The following is a 16,113-nucleotide window of genomic DNA, read 5'->3' as shown; positions in this document are numbered from 1 at the left end:
TTTGAAAAAAATATAGTATCATAAAGACGAGCTTTCGATGGAGGAAGCTTGTCTTTATGTGGACATAGATGTTTAGCGTGTTCAAAAGATCAGAATTGAAAGGAAAGAAAATCATGAATCTATGGGATTTATTCGTGGCACTGGTTTTAGGAATTGTCGAAGGATTAACAGAGTACGCACCTGTTTCATCTACAGGTCACATGATCATTGTCGATGATCTTTGGTTAAAATCAAAGGAAATTATTACGCCAGAAGCGGCCAACACATTTAAAGTCGTGATTCAGTTAGGCTCAATTTTAGCTGTCATGATCGTGTTTAAAGATCGTATTTTAAACTTATTGGGCTTAAAGAAAAATATCACCGAAGAGCAAAAGCGCAGCGGGCATAAACTGACCATCGCCCAAATTGCAGTTGGACTTGTTCCAGCCGTCATTTTAGGATTCTTATTTGAAGATTATATTGATAAATACTTATTTGACGTCAGAACAGTCGCTGTCGGTTTGATTTTAGGGGCAGTTCTGATGCTTGTCGCTGACTGGATCAATAAACGGAAAACAGAAACAAGCTCTGTCGATAACATGACTTACAGACAGGCGCTTTATATTGGACTGTTTCAATGTTTAGCATTATGGCCAGGATTTTCGCGCTCAGGTTCAACGATCGCAGGCGGGGTTATTCTTGGTTTGAATCACCGTGCTGCGGCAGACTTTACATTTATCATGGCGATGCCGATTATGGCAGGAGCAAGCTTGTTAACCCTTGTGAAAAATGCCGAATATTTAACACCGGATATGCTGCCATTCTTTATCGTCGGCTTTGTGAGTGCGTTTGTTGTGGCTCTCTTTGTTGTTCGATTCTTCCTAAAACTGATCAATAAAATCAAACTGGTGCCTTTTGCGATATACCGAATTATCCTAGGTGTGATTTTATTTATCCTGTTCATGTAATACTGTAAACTACTCTTTTATAAGAGTAGTTTTTTTGTTATTTCGCCTAATTAGACAGTAAAAATACCCTCTTAATTGGTAGAACAAGGATTTTTTTCATAAATTAGTGTTTAAGAGACAGATGAAGGGGTAGTACATAAACATACCAATTAAAGGAGGAGTTAGAAATAATGAGAAAAACAAGCAAAATGTTTGTTGGTTCTGTCATCGCTACGTCAATGATTGCTGCCCCTCTATCTCTTACGACTTTTGGTCAAACGGCTGAAGCTGCTACAACAACAGGTGTTGATGGAAGTGTCTCAATTGATCCAGTAGCCATTGCCGATAAAATTGAACAAGCAGTAAAATCATCTCAAAATCGTGATGGATTCGTAAAAAATGCGGCATACAGTGCGTTCTATGAAGCAGGTCAAAACTACAACGTAGTTGTCCAAAACTTAAGCCAAGACCACGACTTTAGCGGTCTGAACAATGTTGTCTACTATGATAGTGTTGAATATGACGGTATTACGTTTGGTATTTGGGTATTTGAAGATGGTACGTTTGTCAACAATGGTGACGGTGGATATATTAACTGGACGTTTGTTGGCAGCTTTGACCGAGAAGATGGAAGCGGAACTGTCGATTTTCATAAAAGATTCTAATCTTAAAAGTCTGCCGGTGAATCGGCAGACTTTTTTTATAACGCACATTCTTCTATTTCAAACCCTAAATCCTCAATGATGTGATGATCCGTTTGGACTTGCTGGCCTTTTGTTGTTAAATAATCACCAACAAAAATGGAATTTGCGGCATACAGTGCGAGCGGCTGGAGTGTCCGTAAATTAAACTCTCTGCCTCCGGATACCCGAATTTCTTTTGTTGGGTTGACAAATCTCATCATTGCCAGCACTTTCAATGCTTTGATCGGGTGTGTTCGTTTTTGATGCTCAAGCGGTGTTCCTTCGATGGCATGAAGAAAGTTGACTGGAATTGAATCCGCATCAAGTGCTCTGAGCGCAAAAGCCATTTCAACAATTTGCTGATTGGTTTCACCCATTCCAATAATGACCCCTGAGCAAGGTGACATGCCAGATTGTTTGACCTGCTCAATGGTCGACACGCGGTCATCGTATGTATGAGTTGTCGTAATGTGAGCATGATGATCATGATGTGTATTGATATTGTGATTATACCGATGAACACCCGCTTCCTTCAGCCGCTTCGCTTTTTCTTCATTTAATAACCCAAGACAGGCACACACTTTCAAAGGCATCGTTTCAGTGATCTCCTTGACTGCTGCTGTGACTTCATCTAATTCCCTATGAGAAGGCGCTCTCCCGCTTGCCACAATACAATAAGTTCCGGCTTTTCTTTTGAGAGCCTCACGCGCACCAGCTACAATGGTCTTTTGATCAAGCATTGTATATCTTTCAACCGGTGCTTTTGAAATCATCGACTGTGAACAATATCCACAGTTCTCAGGGCAATATCCACTTTTTGCGTTAAAAATCATATTTAATTTCACCTTTTTTTGAAAAAAATGAAATCGCACTTGATAGGCTGCATGCATAATAGGTAACAATTCTCTATCGTCAGCTTCAAGAATGTCTAGCCCCTCTTGCGCCGTGATCGGTTCATTTTTCATCGCCTTCTCCGCTATTGCTTCCCAAGACAAAGACAGCTGCTCTCTCATCATGAATGCCCCCTTAATATGTTAACTTATTTTAATTAAAAGTTAACATATTGTACGGATGTTGGCAATCATGATTCAGATGAAACCAACACTAAACACCAAAAGGCGATGACTTCATGTCATCGCCTTTAGATATGTAAAGCTAGATTGCTTATCGAACAGTAATATAGTTAATCACAAGCTCGCCTAGTGAATTATAGTAGGAAACTGTCACAGAACCGCGTTGTACAGCGCGAATCCATGTGAAGTTTGGAGCCGTTTGATCTAATTGAATCGCATACGTTGCACCCGACACAGAAATTTGGCTTGCTGGAAGAGAGACGGCGATTGAAGAACCTACAGAAAGCGTACGGTTCACCGTAATTACTTTATTCATAATAGGAGCTTTTGCTATGACTGGTTCTTTTGGCTGTGCAGCTGCATGAGCACCTTCAGTTTGAGAGAACGTAAGAGCACCTACAGCAGCTAAAGACAATGTACAGATTTTCATGAATTTTTTCATCGGTAACACTCCTTTTATTGGTATATACATATATTAATAATAATAGAATTATTTGTCAATTAAAATATGTGAAAAAAAGAGTAATTATGGCGAAAATTGTCACATATTATGTTGGAAAAGACATGATTTTTTATTCATATGCTATTTCTTTTTTAAGGGAAAGAGGTATAAAAAAAAGCTGGGTTCGTCCCAGCGTAAAGCAGATGAAAAGAGATGATCAATTGTCGTCTCGCTTTTTTGGCTGACGACCTTTTTGCTTCTCTTTCTCTCTAATGTAGTTAATAAAATCGATGGTTTGTCTTCGTGCTTCTTCGGAAAAATCTGATGCTGCTTTAAACGCAATTTGCAAATCAGGATCGTCTGCAAGATCGTCATCGGGCCTGCCTTTGTCCTTACCTGTGAGAAGATAATCGGTTGAGACCCCATATAATTCGGCAATTTTCACAATCATTTCACCGTCGGGTTTTCTCAAGCCGTATTCCCAGTTTGCATAAGTCGACATCGCCTTTAATCCGAGTTTTTTAGCAACTGTTGACTTGCTCCATCCATTCTTCTCTCTTAATTCAGTTAGAATCTTCCCAGTCAAATTATCCATCAGAAACACCTTTTTTCATGTTATGAGTAAATTTTATCATGAATTACACGGAAAAGATAAATAAATACACAAAAAGAATAAAAATGTGGTTGACTTACTCGTTTTGTGTATATTATCATAATGAATATAACTTACACATATTGAGTAAGAGGTGGAAAGATGAAACTTGAAAATTTACGAGAAGAGCGCATATTGCAAGGAAAAACACAAACCTATATGGCGAAAAAATTGGGATATAAGTACACAAGCGGCTATGCGAATATCGAAATGGGCAGAACGAAGCCTAGCTTAGAAATAGCAAAGCATATTGCAGATCTGCTGAATACCGGGGTTCAAGAGCTTTTTTTGGCCAAAAGTTACACGAAAAGAGTAATTGTTTAAGAGGAGATCGGTTCTTAGAAAAGGGGAGACGAACAGAATGAATATTGAACATCCAATGGTGACTCAGATGAGTGACTTTGGTTATCCAAAAAGTTATTGGTTATATGACATGAAACGATATGGATACCAAACAGAAATTGAGGACAGCTTGGAGGGAGCTGAAGAAGATGAGACATCAGCTGACGTTTGATGCTAGAAAAGAAGCGCAGCTTTGTTTAGACCAAGCTGGCGGCTGGATCGCCTTTCATCATCAGAAACCGATGTTTGTTTTTGCCACATCAGAAGAGAAAGAGACATATATGACCCTCCTGGAAGCTAAGGTTGATGATACAAAAAAGGAGGAATCAGCTCAACGTGAAACGATGGAAGCAAATCATGACATTTTTGAAATGCTTGCTCAAAGCGAGTAAAAACGAACAAGACATCCGCCAGTGGGCAAAGGATGACGGGAGATCATAACATGGTCATCCATTTAATCATTGAACATGAGCATTTGTTAACAAAAGAGACATTGATGAAAAGAATACGATCAGCTGCAAAAGGGCAATGCCCGCAAAAATTAAAAGGCGCACTATCACTTGAAATTCGTTTATTTGATCACATGCCGTTTGATATAGCTGACTGCCAAAAAAAGCGTACATACGCAGAAAAAGGGTTGATACGCCCAGTACACGTCAGCATCTTTCAGCCGAATCTACAGCATATTCAAGAAGCACTTCATTCTATAGCCGATGAAGTCCCTCTGCAGATGGTCGATTTAAGAGTTTCTCAGTTTTATAGTATGTGTCCAAGAGTTGAAATCATTATCAATACGGTAGGTGGTGGCACGAGGCCAACACCAAAAAAGGAGACAAGCAGATGAACGAGCCAAAACAACTATTCATTCAAGAAAACCAAACATTTGTCGGTGAGATGGAAAAAGGAAAAATTCAAGTCATCGTGTTAGATGGGAATGTAGGAACGGCTTATAAAATGGATGTACCTGAACATGGAAAAACCATTATTCAAACGGCAAAAGGTCATTTTGCAAGAGTAGATCACGAGATTGGTTTTAAAATCAGCTAACTGACTGAACACATCAAAGCACAATATGTCCAAGACGGAAAGCCTGCGGACACTGATCAAGACCCTGCTAAAAGGGGACTTGATTGGTGTCCGTTTTTTATTTTCTTAAAAAGGGAGAGAGCCAATATGCAAGATTTACTCATTGAATATAAAAGAGCTTTAAAGAATGCTAGAAAACAATATGAACCATTTAAAGAAAAAGAAGAACATCAGCTGTCCGTTCAAGACAAGCATGATAAAAAAATGATTGCCAGTATGGTAAGCGATCTGGAATACGTAGTAGAATGGCTTCAAATCGGAAGAGAGCCAGGCGCGCGCAGAGGATTAGACAGACGTTCAGTCTATCAGCGTACCATTCTCGCAAATCCAGAAGTGTTAGAGGCTTTATCACATGAATATACCCTTATTCAAGAGAAAGAAAGAGAAGTCAGTGAGAGAGACAAAAAAAGAATTGATGACGCTTTGTCTGTTTTAACAGATCGAGAAAAGGACGTATTCTTTATGCACACAACACAAGGGTTATCGTTTAGCGAGATTGCGGACATGCTGGATGTCAAAAAAGGAACTGTGCAAAAACATATGGAAAGAGCGCGGACGAAAATGTCCAAAAAAGTACAAGAACGCCTATTCAGAGCTGCTGAATAGGTGTTTTTTCTGTTCAAAAATAAATCAGCTAAAGCTTGTCTTACAGTTGCCACCTATAGTTAGAAAGACCAAACGAATGTTTGCTAGCCCTACACAAATGATTCCTTCAGAGGGAATCATTCGAATTAAAAGGAGGCGGCAGGTGAATGTAAATGAAAGATAAACGGATAGAGGCCAAGCAGGATTATATGAAGGGGATGACGTACCAGCAAATTGCTGATCATTACAATGTCTCGATCCATACCGTCAAATCGTGGAAAAGACGATACGGATGGCAAAGACACAAAACTTCGTCAAAGCAAGCACACTCGATTTTCAATCAATTTCTTTCAGATGAAACGATTGAAATCATGGAGAAAATGGATGGACGCACATCGCTTGATTTAATCTGGGACCAAATTCAAATTCAATATGCAGCCATTATTCGGGCGCAGCGAATCATGTATGTAGCAGATCAAGAGGACATGATCAAAGAGCTGAAAAAGGCGGCATACATGCCTTCTTCATTAGAAGAAACAGGCGAAGGCATTCAGACAGAACTAGACATGACCTCAGAAGAATACTCGTTTCAATTTTCATGGGATCGGCATGCGACGTTTTTAAATGCACAATCCCGTGCAATGGGTGAACTCAGGCGTTTAATAAAACAGTTTGAAGAGCTCGCACATGCGAAGGATGAACGAAGATTAAGGCTGAAGCAAATTGAACTGACGATCGAAAAAACGAAAAAAGCAGTGCGTGAAGAAAAAGAGGAAGATCTTCAAATCATGATCAAGCGAAAAGAGGAAGACTCATGACGCCATTGATTGAAAAAGAAGTCAATCCTCACTTTGAACACTTTCTATTCGATTGGAATCAAAAGTTTCAATTTTTAGTCGGAGGCTATGGCTCCTCCAAAAGCTATCACATTGCTTTAAAGCTTGTCTTAAAACTGCTGGAAGAAAAGCGGACAGCACTTGTCATTCGAGAGGTGTATGATACGCACCGCGAATCAACCTTTTCTTTATTACAAGAAATCGTTAGCGACCTCGGCATCGACCACGTGGTGAAGTGCCGAAGTTCGCCGCTTGCACTAACGTTTCGAAACGGCAGCAGCATCTTATTTAAAGGACTGGACAAGCCTGAAAAATTGAAATCGATCAACAACATCTCGATCATTTGGATTGAGGAATGTTCAGAGGTTTCTTATGAAGGTTTTAAAGAGCTGCTTGGAAGGCTGAGGCATCCGTCCTTACCGCTTTATATGATGTTATCGACCAATCCTGTTGGTCAGGATAATTGGACGTACAGACATTTTTTTCGAGATGAACAGCTGAAGCGATTTGTTTTAGATGACGAAACATTATACAAAAAGCGAACCGTTGTCATCAAGGATACGTATTACCATCACTCCACGGCGGAAGATAACCTATTCCTTCCTAAAAGCTACGTGAAGCAGCTGGATGAGCTGAAAGAGTATGACCCAGATCTCTATCGCATTGCGAGGAAGGGGTATTTCGGCATTAATGGCACAAAGGTTTTTCCTCAATTTGAGGTGAGAAGCCATTCTGATGTATTAGAAGCCATTCAGCAGATTGACAGACCGCTGAAACGAGCAGGCATGGATTTTGGATTTGTTGAATCATACAATGCGCTCATTCGGTTAGCTGTCGATCATGAAAAAAAGTACTTATATATTTATTGGGAATATTACGACCGCGGGAAAACAGATGATGAAACAGCCACTGACCTGCAAGAGTTCATTGAATCCCAGGAACTGATTAAAGCTGACGCAGCCGAACCTAAAACCATTCACTATTTTCGGCAGCGCGGCTTTCAAATGGTAGCGGCACATAAGTTCCAAGGCTCACGTTTGCAGTATACAAAAAAAATCAAACGGTTTAAGAAAATTATTTGTTCTGATGCTTGTCCATATACCATCTATGAACTTCAATCACTAACCTATAAGGCAGATAAGGATGGACGTCTAGAGGAAGATGAATTTCAAATCGATCCGCACACTTTATCAGCCATCTGGTATGCGCTGGATGATTATGAAGTGACAGATTTGAAACAGACCGCCTCAGAGCGTGTCCGTCCAAACAGAGAGAGGAGGTCCATACAATGAAACAATTGAAAGCAACCATTATGAAGGCAAACATGTCTGATCATACAAAACAAATGTATGCAGATGAATTTTCCTACGAAAAAGATGATATTGTTCCCCCGCCTTACAATATCAATGAATTAAAAAGCATGGCAGAATATTCAACCATTCTTCAGCAATGTATTGATGCGTATAAGACCAATATTTTAGGCTTTGGTTTTGGTGTAGAATATGCCTTTGACTTTAATGCAGAAGGTGTGAAACCGGCAAAAAAGAAAGCAGCAGAGAAGGAATGGACAAGACTTGAAGAGTTTACGAAATACATGAACTATGATGAGTCTGCTGATGTGGTGCTTGGCTATGTCATCGAAGACCGGGAGAAAACGGGGAATGGTTTTTTAGAGGTTCTCCGAGATGGTCAGGGAAAGCCGGCAGGAATCGAGTATTTAGATTCGCTCCATATCCGTATTTGCAAGCTTAGTGAGCCAGTTGATGTTGAATTCCGGTATACAGAAAACGGCGAATTGAAAACAATGAATCGAAAGAAACGATTCCGTAAATATGTGCAGGTGATCAATGAAAAGAAAGTCTTCTTCAAGGAGTATGGTGATCCGCGCATTTTACATTGTGAAACAGGCAAATACGATGACACCACCCCAGAGCCGCTGCGCGCAACAGAAGTGATTCATTTTAAAATCGGCAGTGGAACGTATGGGATTCCCCGCTGGATTGGCAACATCGTCAATATGTATGGGGCACGCAAGGCAGAAGAGTTGAACTATCTTTATTTTAAACAAGGGCGGCATGTACCTGGTGCCATCATTGTCGAAAATGGAATGCTGTCTGAGTCTTCCTATCAGCAGCTTCAGGATTATATGGACGATATCGAAGGCTCTGATCATGCACATAAATTTCTATTGCTTGAAGTCGAAGGTCTCCCGACGGAAAAAGGGTTAACTGGAGAAGAAGATGTCTCAAATGTCAAAGTGAACTTCAAATCTCTAGCAGAGATCTTGCAAGAAGATGCACTCTTTTTAGAATACGATGAAAAAACAAGAAACAAAATCCGCTCTGCTTTTCGCCTGCCGCCTATTTACACAGGTGAGTCTCAAGACTATAACAAAGCGACAGCCGATACGGCGCGAAAAACAACAGAAGAACAGGTATTTCAGCCTGAACGGCATCTCATCACAGGAAAGCTCAATACCCTTTTCCTGCCGGATCTTGATATTTGGCATGTTCGTTTCCTATTAAATGGTCCTGACTTTAGAGATCCATTAGAGATTGCCAAGGTTCTGACACCGTTTATTCAGGCTGGGGCAGTGTCACCAAACGATTTGCGAGATCTAGCAGGACGTATCCTTGGGAAAACGTTAGAGGAATGGCCGGAGGATCTCTATCACAGACCTTTAGAAAGCCGCATGACATCAGCCGAACAAGAGCCTCAACGAGAGGCGAATCAGCTGAAGAAATAAACCGAAGCGCATGCGCTTTTTTGAAAGGGGGTGAACATATGCCAAGAGAATTAAAAAACGCAAAAATTACGCATGTTTCCTATGTGGACAGAGCCGCAAACAAAAAGAAATTCTTTTTGATGAAGGCAAAGAAAAGCCAGCCTGACTTTCAAAAGGAGGTTAGTGTGCTGACAAAGGCAGAAGATGCTCATCGTCTTGTGTATGGTGTCGTGTATGAACCGAATACACCTGATGCACACCAAGACTTTATGTCTGCCAAAGAAATTGAAAGAGCGGCACATGGTTTTATGAAGGATGCCCGCCACATTGACAAGCAGCATGATTTTCAACATGGTGTGGGCGAGGTTGTTGAATCATACATTGCCCCCGCTGATTTTGAGGTAGGCGGTGAGCTGATTCGAAAAGGATCTTGGGTACTTGTAACAAAGGCTTCCCAAGAGATTTGGGATCAAATCCAGAAAGGCCACATTACAGGGTATTCAATGGCTGGAACGGCGGACATCGTAGCAATAGAAGAACAAGATCAGCTCCTATCTCAAAGCACAAATGAGAGAGGGCTTTTTTCTTTGCTGAAAAATTTCTTTTTGAAAGAGGAAGGTGCAAACATGTCACAACAATTTTGGAGCGTTTTAGACCATCTGCTGGAAGCCTTACAGTCAAGTGATGGTGATGAGGCGGGTGTAAGATCAGCGCTTGAGCAATTGCTGCCAATCGTGCAGGACATTTTGAAGACAGAGGATGTGCTTCAAACGATTGGTGAAAGGCCAGCCTCCGTACAAAAACAAGATGCCGCTCTGACAACGGAGCAAGTACAAGAGCTTGAAAAAGCAAAAATGGCCATTGAAAACGTCTTACAGCAGGCAGAACAGCAGGAAACAGATCAAACAGAGGAAGAACCTGTCCAAAAGGTGCTTGAGCAAGTCGTTGCACCGATTCGTCATCAGCTTTCTTCCTTAGAGAAATCAGCCAGCAGAGAAAAAGCAGCGCTTGAGCAAGTGCTTCAGCAGCAGCTTTTGCCTATTTCAGAGCGGATTCACATGCTTGAAAAAGCGCGCGGTATGTCAAAACAAACAATCCACGATACACAAAATGACAGTACAAAGCCCATATGGGATGGCTTACTATAAGCCTAAATAAGGAGGAACCAGTGTGAGAAATCAAGAGTTGATTCGCAAGGCCGAAATGACACTTGCCAGCTTAAAAACCGGCGGTCTCATGAACGCAACCCAATCCAACACATTCATTAGAATGATGCAAAATACACCAACCGTTTTAAATGATGCACGTATCATTCCAATGGAAAGTGATTCACAAAAAATCGAAAAAATCGGCTTTGGCCAGCGTATTTTGCGCCCAGCAGAAGAAGGCAAAGCACTTGATGCGAAAGACCGTGTTGTCCCAGCGACAAGCACTGTCCAGCTAAATGCGAAAGAGGTCATCGCAGAGATTCATATGACCTACGACAGCATTGAAAACAATATTGAGAAAGACGGAATTCAGCAGACGATTATGCAAATGCTAGCTGAACGAGCAGCCGTTGACATTGAAGAGCTCATCGTCAATGGCGATACGACTTCAGCAGATCCATTTTTAGCTCAAATGGATGGCGTGAGAAAACAAGCAGTTTCTCATATCGTAGATGCAAACGGAGCGGAAATCAGCCGCCAAATGTTTAAGCAAGCCTATAAAGCGATGCCGTCAAAATATTTACGTGTACCTCAGGATTTCCGTTTCTACACATCCCCAAGCTTAGAGGTTGAGTGGAAGGATCAAGTAGCAAACCGTCAGACAGGCCTTGGAGATGCGGCCATTCAAGGCGGACTTTCTTCTGCATTTGGTGTGCCGGTCAAAGGTCTTGCCAATATGCAGGCATATGACGAAGCGGGAACAGACGTATCAGATATTTTGCTGACACACCCTAAAAATATTATCGTAGGTTTCTCTCGTAATATTCGAATTGAAGTAGAAAAAGATATTCGCAGCCGTAAATTTATTATTGTCCTCACAGCGAAGCTAGACAGCAAATTTGAGGAAGAGGATGCTGTAGCAAAAGTGATGAAAGTGAAAGAGTAGGTGACGGCAGGCCATGATCATTTCTGCTGAAGAACTGCAAGCCTATTCTGTCTTTGATCGTGTGAAAAATCGATCTGTGGAAAGACTGACAGCAGATATTATCGAAGCAGAAGCTGCGGTATTTCAGATCGTAGGTCACGATTTCTCAAGCGAAAAATATCAGCCCCTCCCTGAAAAAGCAAGAATCGCATTATTAAAAATGGCCCAATATTTTGCCATGCTGAATGATGACGAATCTATGATGAAAGGCTTTACGTCAGAGAAAATGGGCGATTATTCATATGCGAAGGCAGCTGATCAAGTGAAAGGCAGACCCTATGTATATGCCCTGCTTGTAGATTACATTGAACCAACATTGACCGGCGGTAGTGCCAAGTTAAAGGTGAGGTCATTATGAGCTATCAATCTCTATTAACAGATCGCTGTGATCTTTTTCACCTTGAGCATAAGGAGTCTGCCCGCGGGAAATTTGGAATTCCAGCTGATGATTTACAAATAACACTTTCCTATCCCGATGCTCCCAGCCTGACCGATCTTGCTTGTTATGTCATAGAAAAAAACCAGTCACTTGTGCAAGAAGAGCCGAATACAGTCATTTATCAATCCTATCTTGTCCATTTTCCTTTAGCAACTGATATTCGTTTGCATGACAAAATGGTGTGGAATGGCGTGTCACTCAAATTACAGCAGCCTAAAAAAGTGAAAAATCATCACTTCGAAGTGATGGCAGTCAGGAAGGAAAATCTATGAAAATTGATGGACTTGACCGGCTGATTTCACAGCTGCAGACAGCGGGTGATGGCGGCTTAAAGGCAGAATATCAAGATTGGCTGAAGGACATGGGCCTGCAGTTTTTAGACATCATTCAGGATGAATTAATCAAGGAGAATGCTGTTGATACAGGCTGGCTTCTTAGATCCTTTACACAAGGCGATAAGGAGAATCATTTTCTCATTTCAAAAGGCGGTCTCACACTTGAAGTGGGAACGCAGCTTGAATATGCCTCCTATGTCAATGATGGACATGCCACTTCTTCAAGTGGAGAGCGAAGATGGGTGCCTGGCAGATGGACTGGCAGCCGCTTTGAATATGATCCGAATGCAAGTACAGGAATGATGCTTGCCTCTCAATGGATTGATGGCAATGGCTACTGGGATCATGCTGTCATGCTCTATGAGCAAATGTTTGACCAGTCGCTGGATCGAAAGCTGCAAAGCTGGTTCGATCGACATTTTGGGAGGTGATGGAATGAATCAAGAAGTCGGGGCAATCATGCATTATATCTACACACACTTTCCTGTGACAATGTATGATCGTCTTTTGCCAGAACGCTTTCAAGTGCCATCCGTTTACGTGCCGCCTGTGACAGTGATCAGTGGTCCAGATACGGTCTCTACCTTTATGAAATCTTATTCGCTGCAAGTGAAAGTCTTTCATATTGATACAGAAAAAGCACATGATGCGGCAGAATCAATCGTTGATGCATTGCTTGCTGATCGTCAAATCATTCAGATGATGAGTGAAGACGGAGAGGTGCTTGATGATTATGTCCGCATAAAAAGAGTGGAAACAAGAATGATAGATCAAGGCGTAGCAGCGATTGTCCTGACGTGGGATAGCAGCTATTGGTATAACCGTGACAAACAGGCAAGCCTTGAAGATATCAACTTTTCAGATGGGGTGATCAAACGTGAGCAAGACTAAACATGCTCAGCCCGCTCAAACAGCCGGCGAAGAAAAAGAATTTGGCTTTTCATTTGAAGCCTTAAAGGAGCACAGTAAGGATCTTTTTGGGGTCAAACCAGAAATCCTTGAAGGGGCTCTTTTTTATATCAAACATCAACCAATTACAAAAACAGAAGCGAAAAAGCACATTGATGCTTTTTTGTCCAAGGAGGTTTAAAGGATGAACGGAGGCACTTTTACACCAGGTACAGAGAAAAAGCGTCCTGGTATTTACTTTAATTTTAAAACAACAGCAGAGCAGCGAATTACTTTAGGCGATCGAGGTACAGTGGCACTTCCCCTTGTGATGAGCTGGGGAGAACCCAAAACCTTTATTTCCGTTTCAAACATGGAAGATTTAAATAAAAAGGTTGGACTCAACATTGATGATAAGTCACTTCTTCTTTTCCGTGAAGCAAAGAAAAAAGCCCAAACGGTCTTGCTTTACCGCCTAAATGAAGGAGAGCCGGCCAAAGCCGAAATTGCTGAAAATTTTGTCGTCACAGCAAATTATGGCGGCCTAAAAGGAAATGAGATCACAGTACAAGTCGCAGAAAATGTACTTGATAGCACAAAACGCGATGTGATCACTTATCTTGGAACAGATATTGTGGATAAACAGGTCGTCACTGATGTCAAAGACCTTGTGAAAAACAAATACGTTCAATTTTCTGGTGAAGGTGAAGCCGTCATCACAGCAGGTGTGGCACTAAGCGGCGGGAAAAACGGCGTGGCAAGTGTCGCAGATTATACAGCTTTCCTAGAAGCAGCAGAAACAGAATACTTCGATGTCATTGCCCTTCCAGTCGATAATAGTGAGCAATTAAAAGCAACCTTCGCTTCATTTATCGAGCGTCTACGTGATAAGCAAGGACGTAAGGTGCAAGGGGTTGTGGCGAATTATGCAGCGGACCAAGAAGGAATCATCAATGTGACAAGCGGCGTTGTCCTCGAAGATGGAACAGAACTAACACCTGCCCAAACAACAGCATGGGTCGCAGGTGCAAGTGCCGGAGCAAATTTCAATCAGTCATTGACCTTTGTTGAATACGAAGGAGCAGTCGATACATTAGAACGCCTTGACAATGATCAAGTAGAATACCGATTATCACAAGGGGAGTTCCTTTTCACCTTTGATGCGAGAGATCGTACCGTGAGTGTTGAAAAAGATATTAACTCCTTGACTAGCTTTACAGCTGAAAAGAACCAGCAATTGGCGAAAAATAAAATCATTCGTGTGCTTGATGCGATCAACAATGATTTAACATTCGAATTAAAAAATCTGATTAAATTACGTAAAGCCAATGGCAATGACATTCCAGCATCAGATGATGGTGTGCAGCTTGTGAAAACACTGATTACTCAGTATCTTACACAGCTTCAAGATGGCAGCGGCATTACAGGCTTTAATTCAGAAACAGATATCGTGATCGGTCTCAATGAAGATCGTGATGGATTTATCATCGATTTAGCGGTTCAACCAGTAGATGCAGCAGAAAAATTCTATTTCAATGTGGAGGTGAAGTAAGATGGCTTTTAAAGCGCAAAATACAATTTCAGGTAAAGAAGGTCGTCTTTTCTTAGAAGGTGAGGAGCTTGCATTTATTAAAACCTTCGAAGCAAACGTGGAGAAAAACAAATCAGAAGTCAACGTCATGGGCCGCCGAATGACTGGACATAAAACAACTGGAGCAAACGGAACAGGAACGGCAACATTCTATAAAGTTACGTCCCGTTTCGTTCAATTAATGCTCAATTATGTGAAAAAAGGAGAAGATCCATATTTCACTCTTCAAGCTGTCATTGACGATAAATCATCAGGCCGTGGCACTGAGCGTGTGACATTATTTGATGTCAACTTTGATTCTGCTAAAATCGCTGGATTGGATGTTGATTCAGAGGCGCTTGAAGAAGAAGTTCCTTTCACATTCGAGGACTTTGATCTGCCTGAAAAGCTGAAGAATACATTCTAAGAAAAGTGGAGGAAATTAGCTAATTAATTAGCAAAATAATAACTGAATATGCTATAATGCAGTTGTAATACAACCGTCTTGAAGTCGTCTTCATTTCTTCTGGTGACGTCTTGTATTCGATTCATTAAAATATGTTTACATGCAAAGCGATTTGCATAAAATAAAAAGAAGCCAGGATGCTCTAACATCCCGGCAATGTACAATGAGGCCCTTCAAGGGGCTGGCTTTTCGAATAGGTTCTTTAGGTAGACTTCCCTTTAACCTTCCACAGCTCAAGGGGAGTCTATTTTTTGTCTATATACGTCAACAAAGTAAAGATAAACATCCCGAATAAAAGCATAAGGGAAATCGCTTCAAATGTTGACATATGCATCACCCCCTTCCTATCGGGGATGAGCCAGACGCCCTTGAGCAAGCCGTTCAATTGTACAATTTAAATTATACATGAAAAGATTGGAAAGCACATTCAAAAAATGGATGTGCTTTTTTGCATTCAAAAAAACATAACAAAGGGAGTTTTTAAACATGAGTGAAAAACAAACATTTGATCTTTCATTTTTTATGCCAGGACAAACAGTAGAAGCGGAAGAAGTCAAAGTACCGATTTCTAAGCGTTTTGTTGATAAAAAAGGGAATGTCATTCCTTTTGTCTTTAAAGCCATTACAACTGAACGTATTGATGAATTGGAAAAAGAAAACACAACCTTCAAAAATGTCAAAGGCAGAGGACGTGTGAAAGACTTAGACAGCCAGCGCTTCTACGCACGTATTGCGATTGAATCGACGATTTACCCAGATTTCCGCTCAAAGGAATTAAGAGAAGCCTACAGCACACAAGATCCAGTTGAAGTAGCAAAACGGGTCCTGTCAGTCGGCGGTGAATATGCGAACTGGTTAAACAAAGCGATCGAAATCAACGGATTCGAAGATGAAATTGAAGATTTAGAAGAAGCAGCAAAAAACTAATAAAA

At 41.1% G+C, this 16,113-nt stretch carries 24 protein-coding genes; 21 read left to right on the top strand and 3 right to left on the bottom strand.

Translation table 11 applies throughout. The features are described 5' to 3' along the window. The first annotated feature begins 113 nt into the window (after positions 1-113). Together NSU13_RS14405 and NSU13_RS14400 are read left to right on the top strand one after the other, a co-directional pair. Positions 114-947: an undecaprenyl-diphosphate phosphatase gene (locus NSU13_RS14405; RefSeq protein WP_025094210.1), complete on the top strand. Its 834-nt coding sequence runs from the start codon at positions 114-116 to the stop codon at positions 945-947. Between the two features lie 170 nt (positions 948-1,117). Continuing rightward, positions 1,118-1,591: a hypothetical protein gene (locus tag NSU13_RS14400; protein ID WP_024423274.1), complete on the top strand. Its 474-nt coding sequence runs from the start codon at positions 1,118-1,120 to the stop codon at positions 1,589-1,591. 35 nt (positions 1,592-1,626) lie between these two features. On the opposite strand, the gene bioB is transcribed toward NSU13_RS14400, so the two are convergent. The 3 genes from bioB to NSU13_RS14385 all read right to left on the bottom strand — a co-directional run bounded on the left by bioB (position 1,627) and on the right by NSU13_RS14385 (position 3,719). After that, positions 1,627-2,622 carry a biotin synthase BioB gene (gene bioB / locus NSU13_RS14395; protein ID WP_024425912.1) on the bottom strand — a complete coding sequence of 332 codons (996 nt, stop codon included), beginning with the start codon at positions 2,620-2,622 and terminating at the stop codon, positions 1,627-1,629. Between the two features lie 151 nt (positions 2,623-2,773). Continuing rightward, positions 2,774-3,124 (bottom strand): hypothetical protein, encoded by a 351-nt coding sequence (locus NSU13_RS14390; RefSeq protein ID WP_024425911.1) that lies wholly within the window; start codon positions 3,122-3,124, stop codon positions 2,774-2,776. Positions 3,125-3,341: 217 nt separating this feature from the next. Continuing rightward, positions 3,342-3,719, bottom strand: a complete 378-nt coding sequence (locus NSU13_RS14385) for a helix-turn-helix transcriptional regulator (protein ID WP_065215243.1) — start codon at positions 3,717-3,719, stop codon at positions 3,342-3,344. Positions 3,720-3,878: 159 nt separating this feature from the next. Here NSU13_RS14385 and NSU13_RS14380 point away from each other — a divergent pair, with 159 nt between their 5' ends. From NSU13_RS14380 to NSU13_RS14290, 19 genes are all read left to right on the top strand, one after another. Further along, entirely contained in the window at positions 3,879-4,100 is a 222-nt protein-coding gene (locus tag NSU13_RS14380) for a helix-turn-helix transcriptional regulator (protein WP_342489585.1), read from the top strand. A 37-nt stretch (positions 4,101-4,137) separates the two neighbouring features. Next, entirely contained in the window at positions 4,138-4,290 is a 153-nt protein-coding gene (locus NSU13_RS14375; RefSeq protein WP_162860191.1) for a hypothetical protein, read from the top strand. Then, positions 4,268-4,510 carry a hypothetical protein gene (locus NSU13_RS14370; protein WP_342489584.1) on the top strand — a complete coding sequence of 81 codons (243 nt, stop codon included), beginning with the start codon at positions 4,268-4,270 and terminating at the stop codon, positions 4,508-4,510. Before NSU13_RS14375 ends, NSU13_RS14370 begins: the two co-directional genes overlap by 23 nt. Before the next feature lie 50 nt (positions 4,511-4,560). Next, on the top strand, positions 4,561-4,962 hold the full coding sequence (locus NSU13_RS14365; RefSeq protein ID WP_034282500.1) for a hypothetical protein: 402 nt from the start codon (positions 4,561-4,563) through the stop codon (positions 4,960-4,962). Continuing rightward, a complete protein-coding gene (locus NSU13_RS14360) occupies positions 4,959-5,165 on the top strand; it encodes an XtrA/YqaO family protein (RefSeq protein WP_024423268.1) in 207 nt (68 codons plus the stop codon). Before NSU13_RS14365 ends, NSU13_RS14360 begins: the two co-directional genes overlap by 4 nt. Positions 5,166-5,291: 126 nt before the next feature. Then, complete coding sequence (locus NSU13_RS14355) at positions 5,292-5,810, top strand: sigma-70 family RNA polymerase sigma factor (protein WP_034282498.1); 519 nt, start codon at positions 5,292-5,294, stop codon at positions 5,808-5,810. A gap of 152 nt (positions 5,811-5,962) precedes the next feature. Then, a complete protein-coding gene (terS, locus tag NSU13_RS14350) occupies positions 5,963-6,607 on the top strand; it encodes a phage terminase small subunit (protein WP_252049759.1) in 645 nt (214 codons plus the stop codon). A gap of 8 nt (positions 6,608-6,615) precedes the next feature. Beyond that, entirely contained in the window at positions 6,616-7,917 is a 1,302-nt protein-coding gene (locus NSU13_RS14345; RefSeq protein WP_162176180.1) for a PBSX family phage terminase large subunit, read from the top strand. Beyond that, positions 7,914-9,371 carry a phage portal protein gene (locus NSU13_RS14340; protein ID WP_081124731.1) on the top strand — a complete coding sequence of 486 codons (1,458 nt, stop codon included), beginning with the start codon at positions 7,914-7,916 and terminating at the stop codon, positions 9,369-9,371. Before NSU13_RS14345 ends, NSU13_RS14340 begins: the two co-directional genes overlap by 4 nt. Positions 9,372-9,409: 38 nt before the next feature. Then, positions 9,410-10,498 carry an XkdF-like putative serine protease domain-containing protein gene (locus NSU13_RS14335; RefSeq protein WP_081124730.1) on the top strand — a complete coding sequence of 363 codons (1,089 nt, stop codon included), beginning with the start codon at positions 9,410-9,412 and terminating at the stop codon, positions 10,496-10,498. 22 nt (positions 10,499-10,520) lie between these two features. Beyond that, positions 10,521-11,444: a phage major capsid protein gene (locus NSU13_RS14330; protein WP_340719335.1), complete on the top strand. Its 924-nt coding sequence runs from the start codon at positions 10,521-10,523 to the stop codon at positions 11,442-11,444. A 13-nt stretch (positions 11,445-11,457) separates the two neighbouring features. Continuing rightward, entirely contained in the window at positions 11,458-11,841 is a 384-nt protein-coding gene (locus NSU13_RS14325; protein WP_024423261.1) for a DUF3199 family protein, read from the top strand. Continuing rightward, on the top strand, positions 11,838-12,194 hold the full coding sequence (locus tag NSU13_RS14320) for a YqbH/XkdH family protein (RefSeq protein WP_081124728.1): 357 nt from the start codon (positions 11,838-11,840) through the stop codon (positions 12,192-12,194). The genes NSU13_RS14325 and NSU13_RS14320 overlap by 4 nt, the downstream gene beginning before the upstream one ends. Further along, a complete protein-coding gene (locus NSU13_RS14315) occupies positions 12,191-12,688 on the top strand; it encodes an HK97 gp10 family phage protein (protein WP_081124727.1) in 498 nt (165 codons plus the stop codon). Before NSU13_RS14320 ends, NSU13_RS14315 begins: the two co-directional genes overlap by 4 nt. A 4-nt stretch (positions 12,689-12,692) precedes the next feature. Beyond that, on the top strand, positions 12,693-13,148 hold the full coding sequence (locus NSU13_RS14310; RefSeq protein WP_034282479.1) for a hypothetical protein: 456 nt from the start codon (positions 12,693-12,695) through the stop codon (positions 13,146-13,148). After that, entirely contained in the window at positions 13,135-13,347 is a 213-nt protein-coding gene (locus NSU13_RS14305) for a hypothetical protein (protein ID WP_034282476.1), read from the top strand. Before NSU13_RS14310 ends, NSU13_RS14305 begins: the two co-directional genes overlap by 14 nt. A gap of 3 nt (positions 13,348-13,350) precedes the next feature. Beyond that, the gene (locus NSU13_RS14300) at positions 13,351-14,697 is read left to right on the top strand and encodes a phage tail sheath family protein (protein ID WP_034282473.1); all 1,347 of its coding nucleotides are present in this window, start codon (positions 13,351-13,353) and stop codon (positions 14,695-14,697) included. A 1-nt stretch (position 14,698) separates the two neighbouring features. After that, positions 14,699-15,142 (top strand): phage tail tube protein, encoded by a 444-nt coding sequence (locus tag NSU13_RS14295; protein WP_024423257.1) that lies wholly within the window; start codon positions 14,699-14,701, stop codon positions 15,140-15,142. Between the two features lie 525 nt (positions 15,143-15,667). Beyond that, a complete protein-coding gene (locus NSU13_RS14290) occupies positions 15,668-16,108 on the top strand; it encodes a phage portal protein (protein ID WP_012011040.1) in 441 nt (146 codons plus the stop codon). Positions 16,109-16,113 lie beyond the last annotated feature (5 nt).

Origin of the sequence: Bacillus sp. FSL M8-0049 (genome assembly GCF_038593355.1) — a bacterium.
Lineage (GTDB): Bacteria > Bacillota > Bacilli > Bacillales > Bacillaceae > Bacillus > Bacillus safensis.
Note: the sequence above shows the minus strand (reverse complement) of the source record. Positions and strands in the feature narration are given on the sequence as shown.

What these genes read in the sequence shown, in the direction of transcription:
- NSU13_RS14405 (WP_025094210.1), top strand. Translation starts at nt 114, where the DNA reads ATGAATCTATGGGATTTATTCGTGGCACTGGTTTTAGGAATTGTCGAA.
- NSU13_RS14400 (WP_024423274.1), top strand. Translation starts at nt 1,118, where the DNA reads ATGAGAAAAACAAGCAAAATGTTTGTTGGTTCTGTCATCGCTACGTCA.
- bioB (WP_024425912.1), bottom strand. Translation starts at nt 2,622, where the DNA reads ATGAGAGAGCAGCTGTCTTTGTCTTGGGAAGCAATAGCGGAGAAGGCG.
- NSU13_RS14390 (WP_024425911.1), bottom strand. Translation starts at nt 3,124, where the DNA reads ATGAAAAAATTCATGAAAATCTGTACATTGTCTTTAGCTGCTGTAGGT.
- NSU13_RS14385 (WP_065215243.1), bottom strand. Translation starts at nt 3,719, where the DNA reads ATGGATAATTTGACTGGGAAGATTCTAACTGAATTAAGAGAGAAGAAT.
- NSU13_RS14380 (WP_342489585.1), top strand. Translation starts at nt 3,879, where the DNA reads ATGAAACTTGAAAATTTACGAGAAGAGCGCATATTGCAAGGAAAAACA.
- NSU13_RS14375 (WP_162860191.1), top strand. Translation starts at nt 4,138, where the DNA reads ATGAATATTGAACATCCAATGGTGACTCAGATGAGTGACTTTGGTTAT.
- NSU13_RS14370 (WP_342489584.1), top strand. Translation starts at nt 4,268, where the DNA reads ATGAGACATCAGCTGACGTTTGATGCTAGAAAAGAAGCGCAGCTTTGT.
- NSU13_RS14365 (WP_034282500.1), top strand. Translation starts at nt 4,561, where the DNA reads ATGGTCATCCATTTAATCATTGAACATGAGCATTTGTTAACAAAAGAG.
- NSU13_RS14360 (WP_024423268.1), top strand. Translation starts at nt 4,959, where the DNA reads ATGAACGAGCCAAAACAACTATTCATTCAAGAAAACCAAACATTTGTC.
- NSU13_RS14355 (WP_034282498.1), top strand. Translation starts at nt 5,292, where the DNA reads ATGCAAGATTTACTCATTGAATATAAAAGAGCTTTAAAGAATGCTAGA.
- terS (WP_252049759.1), top strand. Translation starts at nt 5,963, where the DNA reads ATGAAAGATAAACGGATAGAGGCCAAGCAGGATTATATGAAGGGGATG.
- NSU13_RS14340 (WP_081124731.1), top strand. Translation starts at nt 7,914, where the DNA reads ATGAAACAATTGAAAGCAACCATTATGAAGGCAAACATGTCTGATCAT.
- NSU13_RS14335 (WP_081124730.1), top strand. Translation starts at nt 9,410, where the DNA reads ATGCCAAGAGAATTAAAAAACGCAAAAATTACGCATGTTTCCTATGTG.
- NSU13_RS14325 (WP_024423261.1), top strand. Translation starts at nt 11,458, where the DNA reads ATGATCATTTCTGCTGAAGAACTGCAAGCCTATTCTGTCTTTGATCGT.
- NSU13_RS14320 (WP_081124728.1), top strand. Translation starts at nt 11,838, where the DNA reads ATGAGCTATCAATCTCTATTAACAGATCGCTGTGATCTTTTTCACCTT.
- NSU13_RS14315 (WP_081124727.1), top strand. Translation starts at nt 12,191, where the DNA reads ATGAAAATTGATGGACTTGACCGGCTGATTTCACAGCTGCAGACAGCG.
- NSU13_RS14310 (WP_034282479.1), top strand. Translation starts at nt 12,693, where the DNA reads ATGAATCAAGAAGTCGGGGCAATCATGCATTATATCTACACACACTTT.
- NSU13_RS14300 (WP_034282473.1), top strand. Translation starts at nt 13,351, where the DNA reads ATGAACGGAGGCACTTTTACACCAGGTACAGAGAAAAAGCGTCCTGGT.
- NSU13_RS14295 (WP_024423257.1), top strand. Translation starts at nt 14,699, where the DNA reads ATGGCTTTTAAAGCGCAAAATACAATTTCAGGTAAAGAAGGTCGTCTT.
- NSU13_RS14290 (WP_012011040.1), top strand. Translation starts at nt 15,668, where the DNA reads ATGAGTGAAAAACAAACATTTGATCTTTCATTTTTTATGCCAGGACAA.